The 17,281-nt window shown below is 71.5% G+C and carries 18 protein-coding genes and 2 tRNA genes; 15 read left to right on the top strand and 5 right to left on the bottom strand.

All coding sequences use genetic code 11. The features are described from left to right. Nucleotides 1-10 precede the first annotated feature (10 nt). From ACVW2K_RS20235 to ACVW2K_RS20225, 3 genes are all read right to left on the bottom strand, one after another. Complete coding sequence (locus ACVW2K_RS20235; RefSeq protein ID WP_051548717.1) at nucleotides 11-1,225, bottom strand: endo-1,4-beta-xylanase; 1,215 nt, start codon at nucleotides 1,223-1,225, stop codon at nucleotides 11-13. Nucleotides 1,226-1,355: 130 nt separating this feature from the next. Then, complete coding sequence (locus ACVW2K_RS20230) at nucleotides 1,356-1,802, bottom strand: RbsD/FucU family protein (RefSeq protein WP_457203737.1); 447 nt, start codon at nucleotides 1,800-1,802, stop codon at nucleotides 1,356-1,358. Beyond that, nucleotides 1,799-2,149, bottom strand: a complete 351-nt coding sequence (locus ACVW2K_RS20225; RefSeq protein WP_028636290.1) for a Rieske (2Fe-2S) protein — start codon at nucleotides 2,147-2,149, stop codon at nucleotides 1,799-1,801. Before ACVW2K_RS20225 ends, ACVW2K_RS20230 begins: the two co-directional genes overlap by 4 nt. A gap of 108 nt (nucleotides 2,150-2,257) precedes the next feature. Here ACVW2K_RS20225 and ACVW2K_RS20220 point away from each other — a divergent pair, with 108 nt between their 5' ends. Beyond that, entirely contained in the window at nucleotides 2,258-3,406 is a 1,149-nt protein-coding gene (locus tag ACVW2K_RS20220) for an amidohydrolase family protein (protein ID WP_051548715.1), read from the top strand. Here ACVW2K_RS20220 and ACVW2K_RS20215 read toward each other — a convergent pair. Then, nucleotides 3,388-3,747 (bottom strand): YrdB family protein, encoded by a 360-nt coding sequence (locus tag ACVW2K_RS20215; protein ID WP_457203736.1) that lies wholly within the window; start codon nucleotides 3,745-3,747, stop codon nucleotides 3,388-3,390. The genes ACVW2K_RS20220 and ACVW2K_RS20215 overlap by 19 nt on opposite strands. A 33-nt stretch (nucleotides 3,748-3,780) precedes the next feature. Here ACVW2K_RS20215 and ACVW2K_RS20210 point away from each other — a divergent pair, with 33 nt between their 5' ends. The 14 genes from ACVW2K_RS20210 (at nucleotide 3,781) to ACVW2K_RS20145 (ending at nucleotide 14,567) form a co-directional block, all read left to right on the top strand. After that, a complete protein-coding gene (locus ACVW2K_RS20210) occupies nucleotides 3,781-4,647 on the top strand; it encodes an alpha/beta hydrolase (RefSeq protein ID WP_457203735.1) in 867 nt (288 codons plus the stop codon). Between the two features lie 25 nt (nucleotides 4,648-4,672). After that, nucleotides 4,673-5,170 (top strand): ribose-5-phosphate isomerase, encoded by a 498-nt coding sequence (locus ACVW2K_RS20205; RefSeq protein ID WP_457203734.1) that lies wholly within the window; start codon nucleotides 4,673-4,675, stop codon nucleotides 5,168-5,170. 2 nt (nucleotides 5,171-5,172) lie between these two features. After that, on the top strand, nucleotides 5,173-6,009 hold the full coding sequence (locus ACVW2K_RS20200) for an Fpg/Nei family DNA glycosylase (protein WP_028636286.1): 837 nt from the start codon (nucleotides 5,173-5,175) through the stop codon (nucleotides 6,007-6,009). A gap of 28 nt (nucleotides 6,010-6,037) precedes the next feature. Then, entirely contained in the window at nucleotides 6,038-7,105 is a 1,068-nt protein-coding gene (locus tag ACVW2K_RS20195; protein ID WP_457203733.1) for a PP2C family protein-serine/threonine phosphatase, read from the top strand. Nucleotides 7,106-7,190: 85 nt separating this feature from the next. Next, nucleotides 7,191-7,264, top strand: a tRNA-Gly gene (locus ACVW2K_RS20190). Nucleotides 7,265-7,288: 24 nt separating this feature from the next. Continuing rightward, nucleotides 7,289-7,361: transfer RNA gene (locus ACVW2K_RS20185), tRNA-Pro, on the top strand. A 39-nt stretch (nucleotides 7,362-7,400) separates the two neighbouring features. Further along, nucleotides 7,401-8,813 carry a trigger factor gene (gene tig, locus ACVW2K_RS20180; protein ID WP_457203732.1) on the top strand — a complete coding sequence of 471 codons (1,413 nt, stop codon included), beginning with the start codon at nucleotides 7,401-7,403 and terminating at the stop codon, nucleotides 8,811-8,813. 111 nt (nucleotides 8,814-8,924) lie between these two features. After that, nucleotides 8,925-10,046, top strand: a complete 1,122-nt coding sequence (locus ACVW2K_RS20175) for a lipase family alpha/beta hydrolase (protein WP_457203731.1) — start codon at nucleotides 8,925-8,927, stop codon at nucleotides 10,044-10,046. Beyond that, nucleotides 10,043-10,516 carry an SRPBCC family protein gene (locus ACVW2K_RS20170; protein WP_028636284.1) on the top strand — a complete coding sequence of 158 codons (474 nt, stop codon included), beginning with the start codon at nucleotides 10,043-10,045 and terminating at the stop codon, nucleotides 10,514-10,516. Before ACVW2K_RS20175 ends, ACVW2K_RS20170 begins: the two co-directional genes overlap by 4 nt. Continuing rightward, nucleotides 10,513-11,031: a hypothetical protein gene (locus ACVW2K_RS20165; RefSeq protein ID WP_457203730.1), complete on the top strand. Its 519-nt coding sequence runs from the start codon at nucleotides 10,513-10,515 to the stop codon at nucleotides 11,029-11,031. The genes ACVW2K_RS20170 and ACVW2K_RS20165 overlap by 4 nt, the downstream gene beginning before the upstream one ends. 95 nt (nucleotides 11,032-11,126) lie before the next feature. Then, entirely contained in the window at nucleotides 11,127-11,714 is a 588-nt protein-coding gene (locus ACVW2K_RS20160; RefSeq protein ID WP_051548769.1) for an ATP-dependent Clp protease proteolytic subunit, read from the top strand. 11 nt (nucleotides 11,715-11,725) lie between these two features. Next, nucleotides 11,726-12,334, top strand: a complete 609-nt coding sequence (locus ACVW2K_RS20155) for an ATP-dependent Clp protease proteolytic subunit (protein WP_028636281.1) — start codon at nucleotides 11,726-11,728, stop codon at nucleotides 12,332-12,334. A 136-nt stretch (nucleotides 12,335-12,470) separates the two neighbouring features. Then, nucleotides 12,471-13,754: an ATP-dependent Clp protease ATP-binding subunit ClpX gene (gene clpX, locus ACVW2K_RS20150; protein WP_028636280.1), complete on the top strand. Its 1,284-nt coding sequence runs from the start codon at nucleotides 12,471-12,473 to the stop codon at nucleotides 13,752-13,754. 99 nt (nucleotides 13,755-13,853) lie between these two features. Next, on the top strand, nucleotides 13,854-14,567 hold the full coding sequence (locus ACVW2K_RS20145) for a hypothetical protein (protein ID WP_457203729.1): 714 nt from the start codon (nucleotides 13,854-13,856) through the stop codon (nucleotides 14,565-14,567). 33 nt (nucleotides 14,568-14,600) lie between these two features. Here ACVW2K_RS20145 and valS read toward each other — a convergent pair whose 3' ends face one another. Further along, complete coding sequence (gene valS / locus ACVW2K_RS20140) at nucleotides 14,601-17,243, bottom strand: valine--tRNA ligase (protein ID WP_457203728.1); 2,643 nt, start codon at nucleotides 17,241-17,243, stop codon at nucleotides 14,601-14,603. Nucleotides 17,244-17,281 lie beyond the last annotated feature (38 nt).

Raw genomic sequence — 17,281 nt, 5'->3', positions numbered from 1 at the left:
GAGCAGTCCCCTACTGGCCCTTCTTCAGCCTCCAGAGCTGGTGGCGGTGCGGCGCGTGCCGGAACGCGTGGCTGATCGCGTAGTACGCCGGCTTCGGCTTCATGCTCCGGTCGAAGGCGAGCGGCCGGCGGTGGCTGCCGTCCTCGCGCGGTCGGTCCTCGTCGAGCCAGGTGTAGCGGTCGGTCAGCCCGAACGCGTTGACCACCTTCACGGCCTTCTCATCGAGCGTCACGTCGAGGTAGCGACGGTAGACGTCGGCGACCATCCGGTCGCGCGGCTCGAAGGCCTTGGGCAGCCCGTCGTCGAGGACGTCCAGCTCGGTGACCAGGATGTGCAGCCCGCGGTCCGCGATGTCGCGCAGGAACGCCCGGTAGCCGCGCTCGTGGAACTTGTGGCCGAAGCCGTCAGCGAGCAGGTGTCCCTGGATGCCGACCGCCTGGACCGGCGCGCCCACGTGGTGCAGCCGGTCCAGCGCCTTGAGGAAGGCACGACGACGCGGCTCGGCACGGTCACCCCACTCGTTGACGGTCTCGAAGCCGAACTCGTTGATGATCCGCAGCGCCTTCGGGTCCTGCTCCCGGGTGATGTGGAAGGACTCGGCGATGTAGCCGGGGCCGATCGTGTTGTACCACGGCACGTTGGTGCGGAAGCCGTGCTTGTCGGCGTCGTAGGGATCGGTGACCTCGTTGGCGACGATCCAGCCGTTCATCCGGCCCCGGTAATGCCGGACCTCGCGGCCGATCACGCTGTAGAGCAGCTTGCGGGCCTTCTTCCGGCTGAGGCCCCACAGGTCGTCGTCGGACCAGCCGTCGCCGAAGCCCTCGTCCCAGGCGAGATGGGCTCCGATGGTGAGCTGGCGGTGCTGCTCGGCGAAGGCGATGATCTGGTCGCCCGGCCCGAAGTTGAGTCGAGAGTCGGGCGTCGGCTTGAGCTGGTACCAGAGCAGGTCGTCCTCGGTGAACAGCAGGCCGGCCTCCCGCGCGAACAGGTGGGGGTAGCGCTTGTCCAGCTGCCAGGTCGCGATCGACGACCCGAAGACGATGCCCTTGTTCTCGGCCTGGCGCCACAGCGGCGGACGGCCGGTGGCGTCCACGGTCCGGGCGGGCGACAGCGCCCCGGCGGCGAGCGCACCGGCTTCCGGCAGCCCCACGGTGGCCAGGCCGGCGGCGGCTCCGGCCGCGCCCAGGAGCAGGGAACGGCGGGCGACGGAGGGGGTGTCGTTCATGGCGGCTCCTCGGAGTGGCGGGCCGTCCCGACCGGCCCTGTACGGCGCTGTGTGACGAGAGTCACGCAAATCGATTGGCACGAACGTAGGCCGGGCGCGCCGCCCGCGCAAGCCCCCCCAGGGCTGAAATTCAGACGACGCCCTTGGTGAGGAGGAAGCAGCCGTAGGGCCGGGCCTCGGTCGTGGCGACCACGACGTACGCCGCGGCGGCGCGGCGGTAGAACTCGAAGCGCTCGACCGGCGCCGACGGGACGGGGCGTCCCTCGGCCTCGTCGACCACCGCCTGCAGGTCGGCATGGACCTCCTGGACGACGCCCTCGTCGCCGACGGCGCCCATCCGGAGGACGGCCGGCTCGACGAAGGTGTCGACGGGGAGGACCGACAGGATCGCCCGCGCGGCCGTGGGGACGTCCACCCCGGGCAGGCTGACCAGCCGACGGGCGGTCGACGCCGCCGGGTAGTTGCGGTCGACGATCGCCAGCACGTCCCCGTGCCCCATCGCGGCGAGGTGGCCGAGCAGCGCGGCGTCGAGGAGGGGGTCGATGTTCTTGAGCACCGGGATCCTCGCGTCCGTCACGCGTGGAGGACGACCTCGTCGCCCTCCTGGGTCACGCGATAGGTCCGCAGGCCGACCCGCTCCGGTTCGAGCAGGGACCGGCCGGTCTCCAGGTCGAACTCCCAGCCGTGCCAGGGGCAGCGGATCACCCGGTCGTCGCGTCCGTAGACGAGCTCGTGCGGCTCGGCCGGCAGGAAGGTGCCGCTCAACGAGCCGGTGCACATCGAGGCGCCCATGTGCGGGCAGCGGTCGTGGACGGCGAAGAACTCGTCCCCGACGCTGATCACGCCGACCGGGCGGCCGTGGACCTCGACGATCCGGCAGCCCTCCCGGCGTACGTCGTCGACGGAGCCGATCCGAACTTCCACGGGGAACCTCCTGGCGCGGACCTATCGCGGAGCCAAACGATTTGCTATGCATGACTCTGACGGTTCCGGGCCGTCCCCGCAACGGTTGTCCGCACAGGAGCCCACCCCATGACCGACCTGCTGACCTCCCCGACCGTCGACGACGACCAGCGCAGCCGCTACCGGCTGGTGGACTGCGACGTCCACCCGATCATGAAGGGCGGGATGGCCGAGCTGCGGCCGTACCTGTCCCGCGAGGGCCAGCGCCGGCTGGGCCTGGACGAGCGGCGCAACCTGACGACGGTGGGCCACCGCGAGGCCGTCTCGGTCCCGCGGAACATGCTGTACGTCAACCAGGCCGGGGTGCTGCGCGACGACGCGAGGGCGCCCGACGGCTCAGCGCCCGGTGCGGACCCGGCGTTCACGGCGCAGCAGCTGCTGGACGGCAACGGGATCGACCGGGCCGTGCTGATCGGCGGGGAGGTCCTCGGCCTCGGCGCGATGCCGGACCCGGACGCCGCGGCGATCATCGCGTCGGCGTACAACGACTGGCTGGCCGCGACCTGGCTCGGTGCGGACGATCGGTACCGGGGCAACCTCGTGGTGGGGGCCCAGGACCCGCAGCTGGCGGCGGCCGAGATCCGGCGGGCCGGCGCCGACGAGCGGTTCGTGGCCGTGCTGCTCCCGCTCACCAACATCTTGATGGGGCAGCGGCACTACTACCCGATCTACGAGGCGGCCGCCGAGCTGGGGCTGCCGATCACGGTGCACCCGAACTCCGGCGAGGGGATCTTCCGCACGTCGCCGCCGATGGCCGGCGGGACCCCGACCTACTACGTCGAGTGGCACACGGGCCTGAGCCAGGTCTTCCAGGCGAACGTGATCAGCCTGATCTGCCACGGGGTCTTCGAGCGCTTCCCGAACCTCAAGGTGATCATGACCGAGGGCGGGCTGGGCTGGATCCCGGACGTGATCTGGCGGCTGGACAAGAACGTGAAGGGCCTGCGCGACGAGGTGCCGTGGATCAAGCGGCTGCCGAGCGAGTACGTCGCGGACCACGTCCGCTTCACCACGCAGCCGCTGCCCGAGCCGCGCCGCCGCCACCACCTGCACGTGCTGTGCGAGATCGCCCAGGCCGAGCGGACGCTGATGTTCAGCTCCGACTACCCGCACTGGGACTTCGACGACCCGCGGCACGCGCTCACCGCGCTGCCGGCCGGGATCCGCGAGCGGGTCAGCGTCGACAACGCCGTCGAGACCTACGGCTCGCGACTCTGACCCTGTTCGGCGAGGGCCGCGATCCCGGGGACCTGGGCGATCGCGTTGACCGCGACGGAGAACACCAGGAAGCCGATCGCCTCGGTGGGGTGGCCGAGGTCCCAGAGCGCCCACGCCGCGAGACCGAACACGAGGACCTTGACGAGCGGGCGGAGGACCGGGCCGCCGTAGCGCGCCCTGGGTGAGGCGAACCAGAACCACGCCTGCATGGCGAGCACCGGCAGCAACCAGACCCACACCCACCACGGGTCCTGCGCGTAGCCCCAGAGGGCGAACGCGATCAGCGCGATGACCTCGTCGACGAAGACCAGGCCGAGCACACACCAGCCGAGAAACGTCACGAGGCCATCCTCTCCGCGGACTAGCGTCTGTGCATGCTCTTTCCCGAGTCCCGGCGCGCCCTCGACGCAGCCGCCGGCGAGACCCCGGTGTGGACCGACGGCTACGACGTCGCCGGAGCCCGTGAGCAGGCGCAGGCGGCGGCCGCGCAGGAGCCGCGCGAGGAGATCGCCGAGGTCGCCGACGTCGACGCGGACGGCGTACCCGCCCGCCTCTACACCCCCGCCGGTGCCGGTGCGGGCGGCATCGTGCACGTCCACGGCGGCGGGTTCGTCTTCAAGGACGTCGAGGTGCACGACGCGGCCGCGCGCCGGCTCGCGAACCGGAGCGGGCTGCGGGTCCTGAGCGTCGACTTCCGCCGGCCGCCCGAGCACCGGTTCCCCGCCGCCGTCGACGACGTCGCGGTCGCGGGGGAGTGGGCGCGGCACCACCTCGGTGGTCCGCTGCTCGCCCACGGCGACAGCGCGGGCGGCAACCTCGCGCTCGTCGACACGCTCCGCCATCCCGGCCGGTACGCCGCACTCGCGCTGGTCTACCCGTTCCTCGACCCGACCGCGGGCTTCGAGTCGTACACGACCGCTGCCGACGGCTTCGACCCGCGCGAGGCCGCGTGGTACTGGGAGCAGTACGCGACCGCCGCGGACCGGACGGACCCGGACCTGGCCCCCCTGCTGTCGGACCGGCTCGGGACGCTGCCGCCCACCCTGGTCGTCACCGCGGAGCACGACCCGCTGCGCGACGAGGGCGAAGAGCTCGCCCGGCGGATCGCGGCGGCCGGCGGCGAGGTGACGGCGACGCGCTACCTCGGGCAGCTGCACGGGTTCTGGCGGCACCCCCAGGCGTTCCCGTCGGCCGAGCCCGCGGTGCGGCAGGTCGCCGGATTCCTCCGGCTGCACGCCTGACCGGCACGGCTGAGAAGATGTCCGCATGCGCGTGCACCTCGGCTGCGACCATGCCGGACTCGACCTCAAGGACCACCTGACCCGCTGGCTCACCGAGCACGGCTACGAGCCCGTCGACCACGGCCCGGTCCGCTACGACGCGCTGGACGACTACCCGGTGTTCTGCCTGCGGACCGCGGAGGCCGTCGCCGAGGACCGTGCCGCCGGGCTGGACAGCCTGGGGGTCGTGATCGGCGGGTCCGGGAACGGCGAGCAGATCGCCGCGAACAAGGTGAGGGGCGTGCGCGCCGCGCTCGTCTGGTCCGAGGAGACCGCCCGGCTGGCCCGGCAGCACAACGACGCCAACGTCGTCTCCGTCGGCGGCCGGATGCACTCGCTGGAGGACATGACCCGCTTCGTCGAGGTCTTCCTGGCCGAGCCGTTCAGCGACGAGGAGCGGCACGTCCGGCGGATCGGGCAGCTGTCGACGTACGAGCAGACCGGCGAGCTGCCCCAGCTGCCGGCGTCCGCGGGCGACGCCTAGAGATGCCGGAGGGGCACACTCTCCACCGCCTCGCCGACGAGCTGGCCACGACCTTCGCGGGACGCGTCGTGCGCGCGAGCAGTCCGCAGGGCCGGTTCGCCGACTCGGCCGCCCTGGTCGACGGGCAGGTCCTCGAGGGAGCCGAGGCGTGGGGCAAGCACCTGTTCATCGCCTTCGCCGGTGAGCGGTTCGTGCACGTCCACCTGGGCCTGTACGGCACCTTCGACGTGCACGACCGCGTCGACGAGGTCCCGCCCCCGGTCGGGCAGGTGCGGCTCCGCCTCGTGGGTGACGGCTCGTACGCCGACCTCCGGGGCGCGACCACCTGCGAGCTCGTGACGGCGGAGCAGCGCGACGCGGTCGTCGCGCGCTCCGGCCCGGACCCGCTGCGCGACGACGCCGAGCCCGACCGGGCGTGGGAGCGGATCCGCCGCAGCCGGGCGCCGCTCGGCGGGCTGCTCATGGACCAGGCCGTGGTCGCCGGGGTCGGGAACGTGTACCGCGCCGAGCTGCTGTTCCGGCACCGGCTGGACCCGATGCGCCCAGGCAGCACGCTGCGCCGCGGCCAGTGGCAGGCGATGTGGACCGACCTGGCCGAGCTGATGCGCGAGGGCGTTCGGACCGGGCGCATCGACACCGTGCGACCCGAGCACACCCCCGAGGCGATGGGTCGGCCGCCGCGCAGGGACGACCACGGCGGCGAGGTCTACGTCTACCGGCGCACCGGCCAGCCCTGCCACGTCTGCGGTGCGACGATCCGCACCACCGAGCTCCAGGGAAGAAACCTGTTCTGGTGTCCCGGATGCCAGCGCAGGTTCCGTTCCCGGTCGCTACAGTGAGGCCGCCACCGACCCGGAGGAACGTTGCATGACGGCTCGCCCGCACGGTCTCAGCCGCGCGCTGCGACGTCGCCTTCCGCGGCACAACCGCACGCTGATCATGCTCGTGGCGCTCACGGTGCTGCTCACGGCGGCCGTGCTGGCGTGGCCGGACACCGTGGCGCTGACCGTGCTGATGGTGCCGCTGCTGCTGGGCAGCCTGCTGATCAGCCCGCGACAGCTGCCGTGGTTCGTGGTCTTCCTGATGCTGATGCTGATGGTCACCATCGGGCGGCAGACGGACATCACCCGGCGCACGGTCTTCGCGATCGCCGTCCTGTTCCTGCTGTGCTTCATCGTGCTGGTGACCTCCTTCCGCCGCTCGACGCTCGGTGTCGCGGGTGCGATGGGCGAGTCGATGCTGGTCGACCTGCGCGACCGGATCCTCAACCAGGGCGGGGTGCCGGTGCTGCCGGACGACTGGCTGGCCGAGACCGCGCTGCGGTCCGCCGGAGGCACGCCGTTCGCCGGCGACTTCGTCGTCGCCACCCGTCCCCGGCACTCGACCCGCGTCGAGATGGCCGTCGTCGACGTGTCGGGCAAGGGTGAGCAGGCGGGCACCCGTGCGCTCCTCCTCTCCGGTGCCTTCGGTGGCCTGCTCGGCGCGCTGCCGCCGGCCGACTTCCTCCCGGCCGCGAACGACTACCTGTTCAGGCAGGACTGGGCGGAGGGCTTCGCCACCGCGATCCACCTCTCCCTGGATGTGGCGACCGGGGAGTTCGAGGTCCGCACCGCAGGGCACCCGCCCGCCGCGCAGCTGACCGCGGGCGTCGGCCGGTGGACCGTGCACGAGGCCGAGGGCCCGGTGCTCGGGCTGATCGAGGACGCCGAGTTCACGGTCGCCACCGGGCAGCTCCGGCGCGGCGACGCGCTGCTGCTCTACACCGACGGCATGGTCGAGACCCCGCGCCGCGACATCGGGCTCGGCATCGACCGGATGCTCGGCCAGGCCGAGCAGCTGCTGCGCGGCAACTTCGACGGCGGCGCCGACCGGCTCGTCGAGGCGCTGGGCTCGGAGAACGACGACCGGGCGCTGGTGCTGATCCACCGACGGTGAGAGTGGGCGCTGATTCATGGGCGCCCGCCGTGGTGTGGCACCATGACTCCCGCACTCGTCCGGGATCACGAGCGGTCGAGCGTGCGCGGATGTAGCTCAATGGTAGAGCCCCAGTCTTCCAAACTGGCTACGCGGGTTCGATTCCCGTCATCCGCTCCAAGGGCCCGGTGGACGGGGCCTTGGCGGGGCGTAGCGTAGTGGCTAGCGCGCCTGCTTTGGGAGCAGGAGATCGCAGGTTCGAGTCCTGTCGCCCCGACTGCACCACCCACCCCCAGAACGATCTAGGAGAAGACCTGTGAAGAGCGCCGTCGAGACCTTGAGCCCGACCCGGGCCAAGCTGACCGTCGAGGTGCCCTTCGAGGAGCTCAAGCCGAGCCTCGACGCGGCGTACAAGCAGATTGCCAAGCAGATCAACGTCCCCGGCTTCCGTCGCGGCAAGGTCCCGCCGGCCGTGATCGACCGCCAGGTGGGCCGCGGCGCGGTGCTCGACCAGGCCATCAACGAGGTGGTCCCGCAGAAGTATGTCGAGGCGCTCGAGGCGAACTCCCTCCAGCCGCTCGCGCAGCCGGAGATCGAGGTCACGAAGTTCGAGGACAACGACACCCTGGAGTTCACCGCCGAGGTCGACATCCGCCCCGAGATCACGCTGCCGGAGTACGACGGCGTCGAGGCCGAGGTCGAGGACGTCGAGCTCACCGACGCCGACGTCGAGGAGCAGGTCGAGGCGCTGCGCGAGCGGTTCGCCACCCTGATCGACGTCGAGCGGCCGGCCGCCGACGGCGACTTCGTCGTCATGGACCTGGTCGCGACCAGGGACGGCGAGCCCGTCGAGGGTGCCGAGGTCAGCGGCATGTCGTACCGCGTCGGCCGGGGCGGCATGCTCGACGGCCTCGACGAGGCGCTGGTCGGCATGGCCGCCGGCGACGACAAGACCTTCACCTCGCAGCTGGTCGGTGGCGACCTGGTCGGCGAGGACGTCGAGGTCCAGGTCAAGGTCTCCCAGGTGCAGGAGCAGGAGCTCCCCGAGCTCGACGACGAGTTCGCGCAGATGGCGTCGGAGTTCGACACCGTCGACGAGCTCACCGCCGACGTGCGCGAGCGCCTCGGCCGCGGCAAGCGCCTCGAGCAGGCCGCCGCTGCCCGCGACGCGGTCCTCGAGGCCCTGCTGGAGAAGGTCGAGATCCCGCTGCCGGAGGTCGTGGTGACCGACGAGCTCAACGCGCGTCGCCGCAACATCGAGCAGCAGCTGGCGTTCGCCGGGATCACCATGGAGAAGTACCTCGAGGACGAGAAGCAGACCCAGGAGGAGTTCGAGGCCGACCTCGACCGCCGGGTCCGCGATGCGGTCGCCGCCCAGTTCATCCTCGACGAGATCGCCAAGAAGGAGGAGTTCGGCATCGACCAGGCCGAGCTCTCCGAGCACCTCGTGCGGCGCGCCCAGCAGTCCGGCCAGGACCCGCAGGAGTTCGCGAACCACATGTTCGAGCACAACCACATCCCCGAGCTCGTGCAGGAGATCCTGCGCGGCAAGGCCTTGGCGCGCATCGTCGAGGCCGCGGTGGTCAAGGACGCCTCCGGCAACGTGCTCGAGCTGAAGAACCTGCGCCCGGACGGCACCATCGGCGAGCCCGAGGACGAGACCGCCTCCGAGGAGGCCCCCGAGGCCGCCGCCGGTGCGGAGGTCGAGGAGACCGCTACCGAGGCGTGAGCCCAGCCGGTCGCGGGTGGACCGGGCGTACGACGCGGCGCGGTGGCGACACGCGTCCGGTCACGCCGTCATGGTGTACGACTGTTCACCCAGGTGACTAGCATCAGCGCCATGAGCACCCGGACCGGGCCCACCTACCTCGATGCGTTCTCGCTGCTCTCCGAGGTGGCCGACGGCCTCGTGGTGCGCAGCGTCCGTGACACCCACGACGCGTGGGCGGACCGGTTCGGCGGCTATCCCGGCCGCGGCATCACCACCGCGGTGTGCGCCGGGCTCGGGCTGGGGCTCCGCGCCGCGTCGTACGGCCTCGGCAAGGCGGCGGACACCGGAGTGGGCCCGCGGCTCGAGGACGGGCCGCGCGGCCGGTTCGTGAGCTCGGCGGTCCACGGGCTGATCGGCGACCGGCTCGCGGAGGAGCGGCCGCGGATGGCGATCCGGATGGCCGTGCGGTCCGGCGGGCGCGACATCGCGATGACCGAGCTGGACACCGCCTTCCCGGACGCCACCGGGCGGGTGGCGGTCTTCCTCCACGGGCTGTGCGAGACCGAGGCCTACTGGAACCGCGGCCGCGAGAAGACCGGGACGACCTACGGCGCCATGCTCGCCGAGCGCGGCTGGACCCCGGTGTTCCTGCGCGCCAACACCGGCCTCGGCCTCCGGGCGAACGGCGTCGCGCTGTCAGCGCTGCTGCAGGACCTCGTGGAGGCCTGGCCCGTGCCGGTCACCCGGGTCGCCCTGGTCGGGCACTCGATGGGCGGGCTGATCGTCCGGGCCGCGGGTGCGGTCGCCACCGAGGTCGACCGGCCGTGGACCGATCTGGTCTCGGACGTCGTCACCCTCGGGACCCCGCACCTCGGCGCGCCGATCGCGCGCGGGATCGGGCACGGTAGCCGCGGCCTCGGCCGGCTGCCGGAGACCGCGCCGTTCGGGCGGATCCTGGACTGGCGCTCGGTCGGCGTGCACGACCTCGTGGCCGGCCTGGCCGAGGACGTGCCACCGCTGCCGCACGCGAGGTACCGGCTGGTCGCGGCCACCGTCACCACGCGCCCCCGGCATCCCGTCGGCCACGTCGTCGGCGACCTGCTCGTGCGGGTGCCGTCGGCGTACGGACGGGACCGGTACGGCCAGCGGCTGTTCCCGGGCGCGACCGTGCTGCACGTGGGCCGCACCGACCACTTCGGGCTGCTCAACCACCCCGAGATCCATGCCGCTCTGCGAGAGTGGCTGGCATGAGTGCCCCCCAGGGTGCCCAGCGCGAGCTGCGCGCCGAGGCATACGTCGAGGCACCGCCCGACGAGGTGTGGGCGACGCTCGCCGACCTGTCGAGGATGCCGGACTGGAGCCCCGAGCTGGTCCGGATGGTGCCGCTGAAGCGCGGTGGCCTGCGCGTCGGGCAGTGGTACCTCGGCATCAACCGGCGCAAGGCCGTCGTCTGGCCGACCCGGTCCGTGGTCGCCGCCGTCGAGCCCGGGAAGGAGCTGACCTGGGACACGAGGTCGAGCGGCGCGCGGTGGATCTGGGAGCTGTCGCCCGAGGGCGCCGGCACCCGGGTGGTGCACCGGCGGCCGGTGCCGGACGGCATCACCGGGCTGTCGAAGGTGTTCGCGCCGCTGTTCCTCGGCGGCAGTGACGGCCACGCGGACGAGCTCGAGGCCGGGATGGCCCGCACCGTCGAGCGGCTGAAGGCGGCCGTCGGGACATGAGGGCGCTCGTCCCGGGACTGGTGGCGATCGTCCTCCTGTGCGGCTGCACGGGAGGGTCCTCGGACGGCGCACCGGCGACCTCCGTGCACCCGCTGCTCGCCCAGGTGGGCGAGGTGCTCGGTGCGGAGCCGACGGATCCCGAGGTCGAGCACCCGATCCCGCCGGAGTGCCCGGCCGCCTACCACCGGGTGCTCGCGAGCGCGACGTACGCCGGCGCGCGAGTGGCGGTGGACGTGGCCTCCGGACCGTGCCCCGGTCGCGACGGCGGCTACTACGCGTGCCGCGGCGTCCCGGACCTGCCGGGCCACGCGATCGAGCTGCGCGACTGCTCCCGCCGGAGGCTCGAGGACGGGAGCGTCCTGGTGGCGGGTCGGCAGCACGTGTACCAGGAGGGCGCGTACCGGGTCGCCGCGATCTGGCGGCACCAGCACACCTGCATCGTCGGGTCGCCGGCGGACAATGGGCTCGCGACCGAGGACCTGAGCCGGGTCGCCACCGAAATCCGCTGTGAGTGAACAGGGGCCCCTGGGTCGTGGAACTGTCGATCCTGACGGCTAGGGTCGCTCTCGTGACCCAGAACTCCAGCCCCCAGCTCAACGGCGGCGGGGGCATGAACGTCCTCGACGACCACATCTACCAGCGCCTGCTGCGCGAGCGGATCGTCTTCCTCGGCTCCGAGGTGCGCGACCAGAACGCCAACGCGATCTGCGCCCAGCTGCTGCTGCTCTCGGCGGAGGACCCCGAGGCGGACATCTTCCTCCACATCAACAGCCCGGGCGGCTCCGTGGACGCCGGCATGGCGATCTACGACACCATGAACTACATCCCGAACGACGTCGCCACGGTCGGCATGGGCCTCGCCGCGTCGATGGGGCAGTTCCTGCTCTGCGCCGGCACCAAGGGCAAGCGGTACGCGCTCCCGCACGCGCGGATCATGATGCACCAGCCGTCCTCCGGCATGGGCGGCTCGGCCTCGGACATCAAGATCCAGGCCCAGCAGTCCCTGCACATCAAGCAGGTGCTGCTCGACCTGATCGCCGAGCACACCGGCCAGACCCGCGAGCAGGTCGAGGCCGACGCCGACCGGGACCGCTGGTTCACCGCGGACCAGGCCAAGGACTACGGCCTGGTCGACCAGGTCATCAAGAGCGCCCGCGAGGCCGCCGACGACGGCCGCCCCGCCCACGGCAAGAACTGAAGGGCTGACCCGTGAACTACTACATCCCCCAGTGGGAAGAGCGCACGTCGTACGGCTTCCGCCGGATCGACCCCTACGCCAAGCTGTTCGAGGACCGCATCATCTACCTCGGCACCCCGATCTCCGACGACGTGGCGAACGCCGTGATCGCGCAGCTGCTGTGCCTGCAGTCGATGAACCCCGACCAGGACATCAGCATCTACATCAACAGCCCGGGTGGCTCGTTCACCGCGCTGACGGCGATCTACGACACGATGAAGTTCATCAAGCCCGACGTGCAGACGGTGTGCATCGGCCAGGCCGCCTCGGCCGCCGCGATCCTGCTCGCGGCCGGGACGCCCGGCAAGCGCCTCGCGCTGCCGAACAGCCGGATCCTGATCCACCAGCCCTACACCGAGGGCACCTTCGGCCAGACCTCGGACATCGAGATCCAGGCCAACGAGATCCTCCGGATGCGCGAGCTGCTGGAGAAGATGATCAGCGACCACAGCGGTCGGACCGTGGAGGAGGTCAGCCGCGACATCGAGCGCGACAAGATCCTCACCGCGGAGGGTGCGGTCGAGTACGGCCTCATCGACGCCGTGCTCCAGTCGCTCAAGGGCACCCCCGCCCTCACCTGACGACCCGCCGTACGCGTGCCCCGTGGAGTTCGTGTCTCTGCCCCCAACCGGGGGCGCCACGGGGTACGGTCGGAGGAGTCTGCACCACCATCCGGACCCGCTCGACCTGCTCGATCCAATCGGAGGATGACCGCCCGTGGCACGTATCGGTGACGGAGGCGACCTGCTCAAGTGCTCCTTCTGCGGAAAGAGCCAGAAGCAGGTCAAGAAGCTGATTGCTGGTCCCGGGGTCTACATCTGTGACGAGTGCATCGATCTCTGCAACGAGATCATCGAGGAGGAGCTCAGCGAGGGCACCGAGGTCGGCCTCGACGAGCTGCCGAAGCCGAAAGAGATCTTCGAGTTCCTCAACTCCTACGTGATCGGCCAGGAGCAGGCGAAGAAGTCGCTCGCGGTGGCGGTGTACAACCACTACAAGCGGGTGCAGGCCGGCCTCCAGCCCCTGTCGGGCAAGCACAGCAAGGAGGAGGTCGTCGAGGTCGCGAAGTCCAACATCCTCGTGATCGGACCGACCGGCTGCGGCAAGACCTACCTCGCGCAGACGCTGGCGCGGATGCTCAACGTCCCGTTCGCGATCGCGGACGCGACCGCGCTCACCGAGGCCGGGTACGTCGGCGAGGACGTCGAGAACATCCTCCTCAAGCTGATCCAGGCCGCCGACTACGACGTCAAGAAGGCCGAGACCGGCATCATCTACATCGACGAGATCGACAAGGTGGCCCGCAAGGCCGAGAACCCGTCGATCACGCGCGACGTCTCGGGCGAGGGTGTCCAGCAGGCCCTGCTCAAGATCATCGAGGGCACCACCGCCTCGGTCCCGCCGCAGGGCGGGCGCAAGCACCCGCACCAGGAGTTCATCCAGATCGACACGACGAACATCCTCTTCGTCGTCGGCGGCGCGTTCTCCGGCCTCGAGCACATCATCGAGCAGCGGGTGGGCAAGAAGACCCTCGGCTTCACCGCGGAGGTGCGCGGCAAGGCGGAGCGCGAGGCCGAGGACCTGCTCTCGCAGGTGCGCCCGGAGGACCTCACCAAGTTCGGCCTGATCCCCGAGTTCATCGGCCGGCTGCCCCTGATCGCGAGCGTCTCCAAGCTCGACCAGGAGGCACTGGTGCAGATCCTCACCGAGCCCCGCAACGCGCTGGTCAAGCAGTACCAGAAGCTCTTCGAGCTCGACGGCGTCGAGCTGGAGTTCACCCAGGACGCCATCGAGGCGATCGCCGACAAGGCGATGGAGCGGGGCACGGGTGCCCGGGGCCTGCGCGCGATCATCGAGGAGGTCCTCCTCTACGTGATGTACGACGTGCCCTCGCGCGGCGACGTCAGCAAGGTGATCGTGACCCGCGAGGTCGTCGAGGACGACGTCGCCCCGACGCTGGTCCCGCGCGAGTCCGAGGCGAAGAAGAAGAAGTCGGCCTGACCCCATGGTCCGCTAGGGCCATGACGGTCTAGTCCCTTCGAGTCATTTGTGGCCACGGGTTTGGCGGCGCCGGTCCGCGCCCGACAGACTCGGCCCGCCATGAACGCACGACGGAAGCCCCGGATCTTCGCCGACCACAAGCCCCCGCTCGTGGCGTTCGTGCTCATCGCGGTCATCTCGCTGGTGCTGCTCATGCACACGGCCCGCAGCGAGGCCGCCCCCGGCTGGCTGCGCCACGGCATGGCCGGCGTCGTCGCCGGCGGCTCGCCGCTCGGCCAGCGGGTCGTCACCGCCACCCTCCTGAAGCCGGCTCCGGAGCCCGTCGCGGTCGCGCGCGAGCCCGAGGCCGCCCCGGTCGCGACACCGGCGCCCACCGGCCCGGCCGCGCCGGACCGCACACCGCAGCCCGGGTCGGCTCCCTCGCCGCAGCACGTCGCTGCCGATCCGGCCGGTCCGGCCCCGTCGGCGGCCCCAGCCCCCGCGTCCACCCCGGGCGCGCCCGGTCCGACCGGGTCACCGACGACCCCGACGACTCCTCAGGGGCACGGTGCCCGCGGCCACGGTGTCGGCACACCGGCGGAGTGGGGCACGCACGGACACCCCGGCCACCCGGGGCACCCGGTCCGCGGCGACGGCCGCCACGAGCACGGCCAGCACCCGTGGTGGGGTGGCCACGACGAGCACGGGCACGGCCAGGAGCACGACGAGGGGCACGGCCCCGACGAGCACGAGCACGACCAGGGGCACGGCCACGAGCACGGCCACGGCCAGGAGCACGGCCACGACCAGCACGGTCACGGCCACCACCACTGACCAGTCCTCCCGGCGGTAGGCCGAGGCCTCCGGCTACTCGACCGCGGCCAGCTCCGCGGCCACCACGATCTCGGTGGCGGACGCGTCGGGGGTGAAGACCAGGTCGCCGGTGATCTTGCCGGTCTTGCGCAGGTCCTCGGCGGCCTGCTCGGCGGCACGGACCATGGCCTCGGGGCCGCGGATCTCGACCCGGGACAGCGCGGCGCGCATCGACACCTTGGCGTTCGACTTGGCGCCGCGGATGCCGATCAGCGCGGCCGAGACCGCGTCCAGGGTCGCGGACTCGGTCGCCGCGGCGGACCCGAGCTCGACCACCGTCGGCCAGGGCGCCCGGTGGATCGAGCGGGACCCCGCGGAGTCCGCTGCGTCGCCGGAGCGCCACCAGGACCAGACCTCCTCGGTCACGTACGGCAGGAACGGCGCGAGCAGCCGCAGCTGGACGTCGAGCGCGATGGCGAGCGCCGACTTCGCGGACTCGGTGGCGGCGCCGCCCTGCTCGTCGTACGCCCGCTCCTTGACCAGCTCGAGGTAGTCGTCGCAGAACTCCCAGAAGAACTTCTCGACGGTCTCCAGCGCGGTCGTGTAGTCGTAGGCCTCGAACGCGTCGGTCGCCTTCGTGATCACCTCCGCGAGCCGGCCGAGCAGGGCGCAGTCCACCGGCTCGGAGACCTCGAACGGGTTCACGCTGGTGGCGCCGACGCCGCCGAGGACGAACTTCGAGGCGTTGAGGACCTTCATCGCCAGCCGGCGGCCGACCTTCATCTGGCTCTCGTCGAACGGCGAGTCCAGGCCCGGCCGGGCCATCGCGGCGCGCCAGCGGACGGCGTCCGCACCGAACTTGTCGAGGATCTCGGTCGGGACCACGACGTTGCCCTTGGACTTCGACATCTTCTTGCGGTCCGGGTCCAGGATGAAACCGGAGACCAGCGCGTGCGACCACGGCGCGGCGTCGTTCTCGAAGTGCGCGCGGACCACCCGGGAGAACAGCCAGGTGCGGATGATGTCGTGCGCCTGGGTGCACAGGTCCATGGGGAAGACCCGCTGCCACAGGTCGTCGTCGGACTCCCAGCCCCCGGCGATCTGGGGCGTCAGCGACGAGGTCGCCCAGGTGTCCATCACGTCCGGGTCGCCGAGGAAGCCGCCCGGCTTGCCGCGCTGGTCCTCGGAGTAGCCGCTCGGCGCCGCCGTCGACGGGTCGATCGGCAGGTCCTCCTCGCGAGGGAGCAGGGGGTGGTCGTAGTCGGGCTCGCCGTCGGCGTCGAGCGGGTACCAGACCGGGAACGGGATGCCGAAGAAGCGCTGCCGCGAGATCAGCCAGTCGCCGTTCAGCCCGCCGACCCAGTTGTCGTAGCGGTGCTTCATGTGGGCCGGGATCCACTGGATCTCGGCACCGCGGTCGAGCATCTCGGTGCGCAGGGCGGCGTCGCGGCCACCGTTGCGGATGTACCACTGGCGGGTGGCGACGATCTCGAGCGGCTTGTCGCCCTTCTCGTAGAAGTTCGTCATCCGCCGGGTCGGCGTCGGCTCGCCGTCCAGGTCACCTGTCTCGCGGAGCTGCGAGACGACCGCCTCGCGGGCCGAGAAGGCGGTCTTGCCCTTGAGGTCCTCGTACGCCGTGGCCGCGGGCTCGTGCGCCAACCACTCCGGGGTGTCGCGGGACATCCGGCCGTCGCGGCCGATCAGCGTGCGGACCGGGAGATCGAGCTCGCGCCACCACGTGACGTCGGTGAGGTCACCGAACGTGCAGCACATCGCGATACCGGCGCCCTTGTCCATCTCGGCCGCGGGGTGGGCGAGGACCGGCACCTCGACGCCGAAGACCGGGCTGGTGACGGTGCTCCCGAACAGCGGCTGGTAGCGCTCGTCGTCGGGGTGGGCGATCAGGGCGACCACGCTGGGGATCAGCTCGGGGCGAGTGGTCTCGATGAAGACGGGACTGCCGTCCGGGCGGTGGAAGGCGACCCGGTGGTAGGCGCCGGCGTACTCCCGCGCCTCGAGCTCGGCCTGGGCGACGGCGGTCTGGAACGTGACGTCCCAGAGGGTCGGCGCCTCCTGGAGGTAGGCCTCGCCCCGGGCGAAGTTGCGGAGGAACGCGCGCTGGCTGACGGTCTGCGCCTTCGGTCCGATCGTCGTGTAGTGCTGCTTCCAGTCGACCGAGAGGCCGAGGATGCGCCAGAGCTGCTCGAAGACCTGCTCGTCCTGCTCGACGAGGCGTTCGCAGAGCTCGACGAAGTTCGGCCGGCTGACCGGGACCTGCCGCTTGGGGTCGGGCTTCTCCGGCGGGGTGAAGTCCGCGTCGTACGGCAGGCTCGGGTCGCACCGGACGCCGTAGTAGTTCTGGACCCGACGCTCGGTCGGCAGGCCGTTGTCGTCCCACCCCATCGGGTAGAAGACGGACTTGCCGCGCATCCGCTGGAAGCGCGCGACCAGGTCGGTGTGGGTGTAGGAGAACACGTGCCCGACGTGCAGGCTGCCGCTCACGGTGGGCGGGGGCGTGTCGATCGCGTAGACGTTCTCCCGCGGCTGCGTGCGGTCGAAGGCGTACGTGTCGTCGGCCTTCCAGCGCTCGCTCCAGACGGTCTCGAGCCCCTCCAGCGCGGGCTTGTCGGGTACCGCTACGACGCGCCGCGGAGCGGTCGTCGTCCCGGGAACCTGGTCAGCCTGCGTCTCGGTCATGGTAGAAATCCTAGGGCGGCCCCCGTCGCACGGAGAAA

The sequence above is a fragment of the Nocardioides sp. HB32 genome, assembly GCF_054058995.1.
This window is presented reverse-complemented; position numbering and strand designations above follow the sequence as displayed.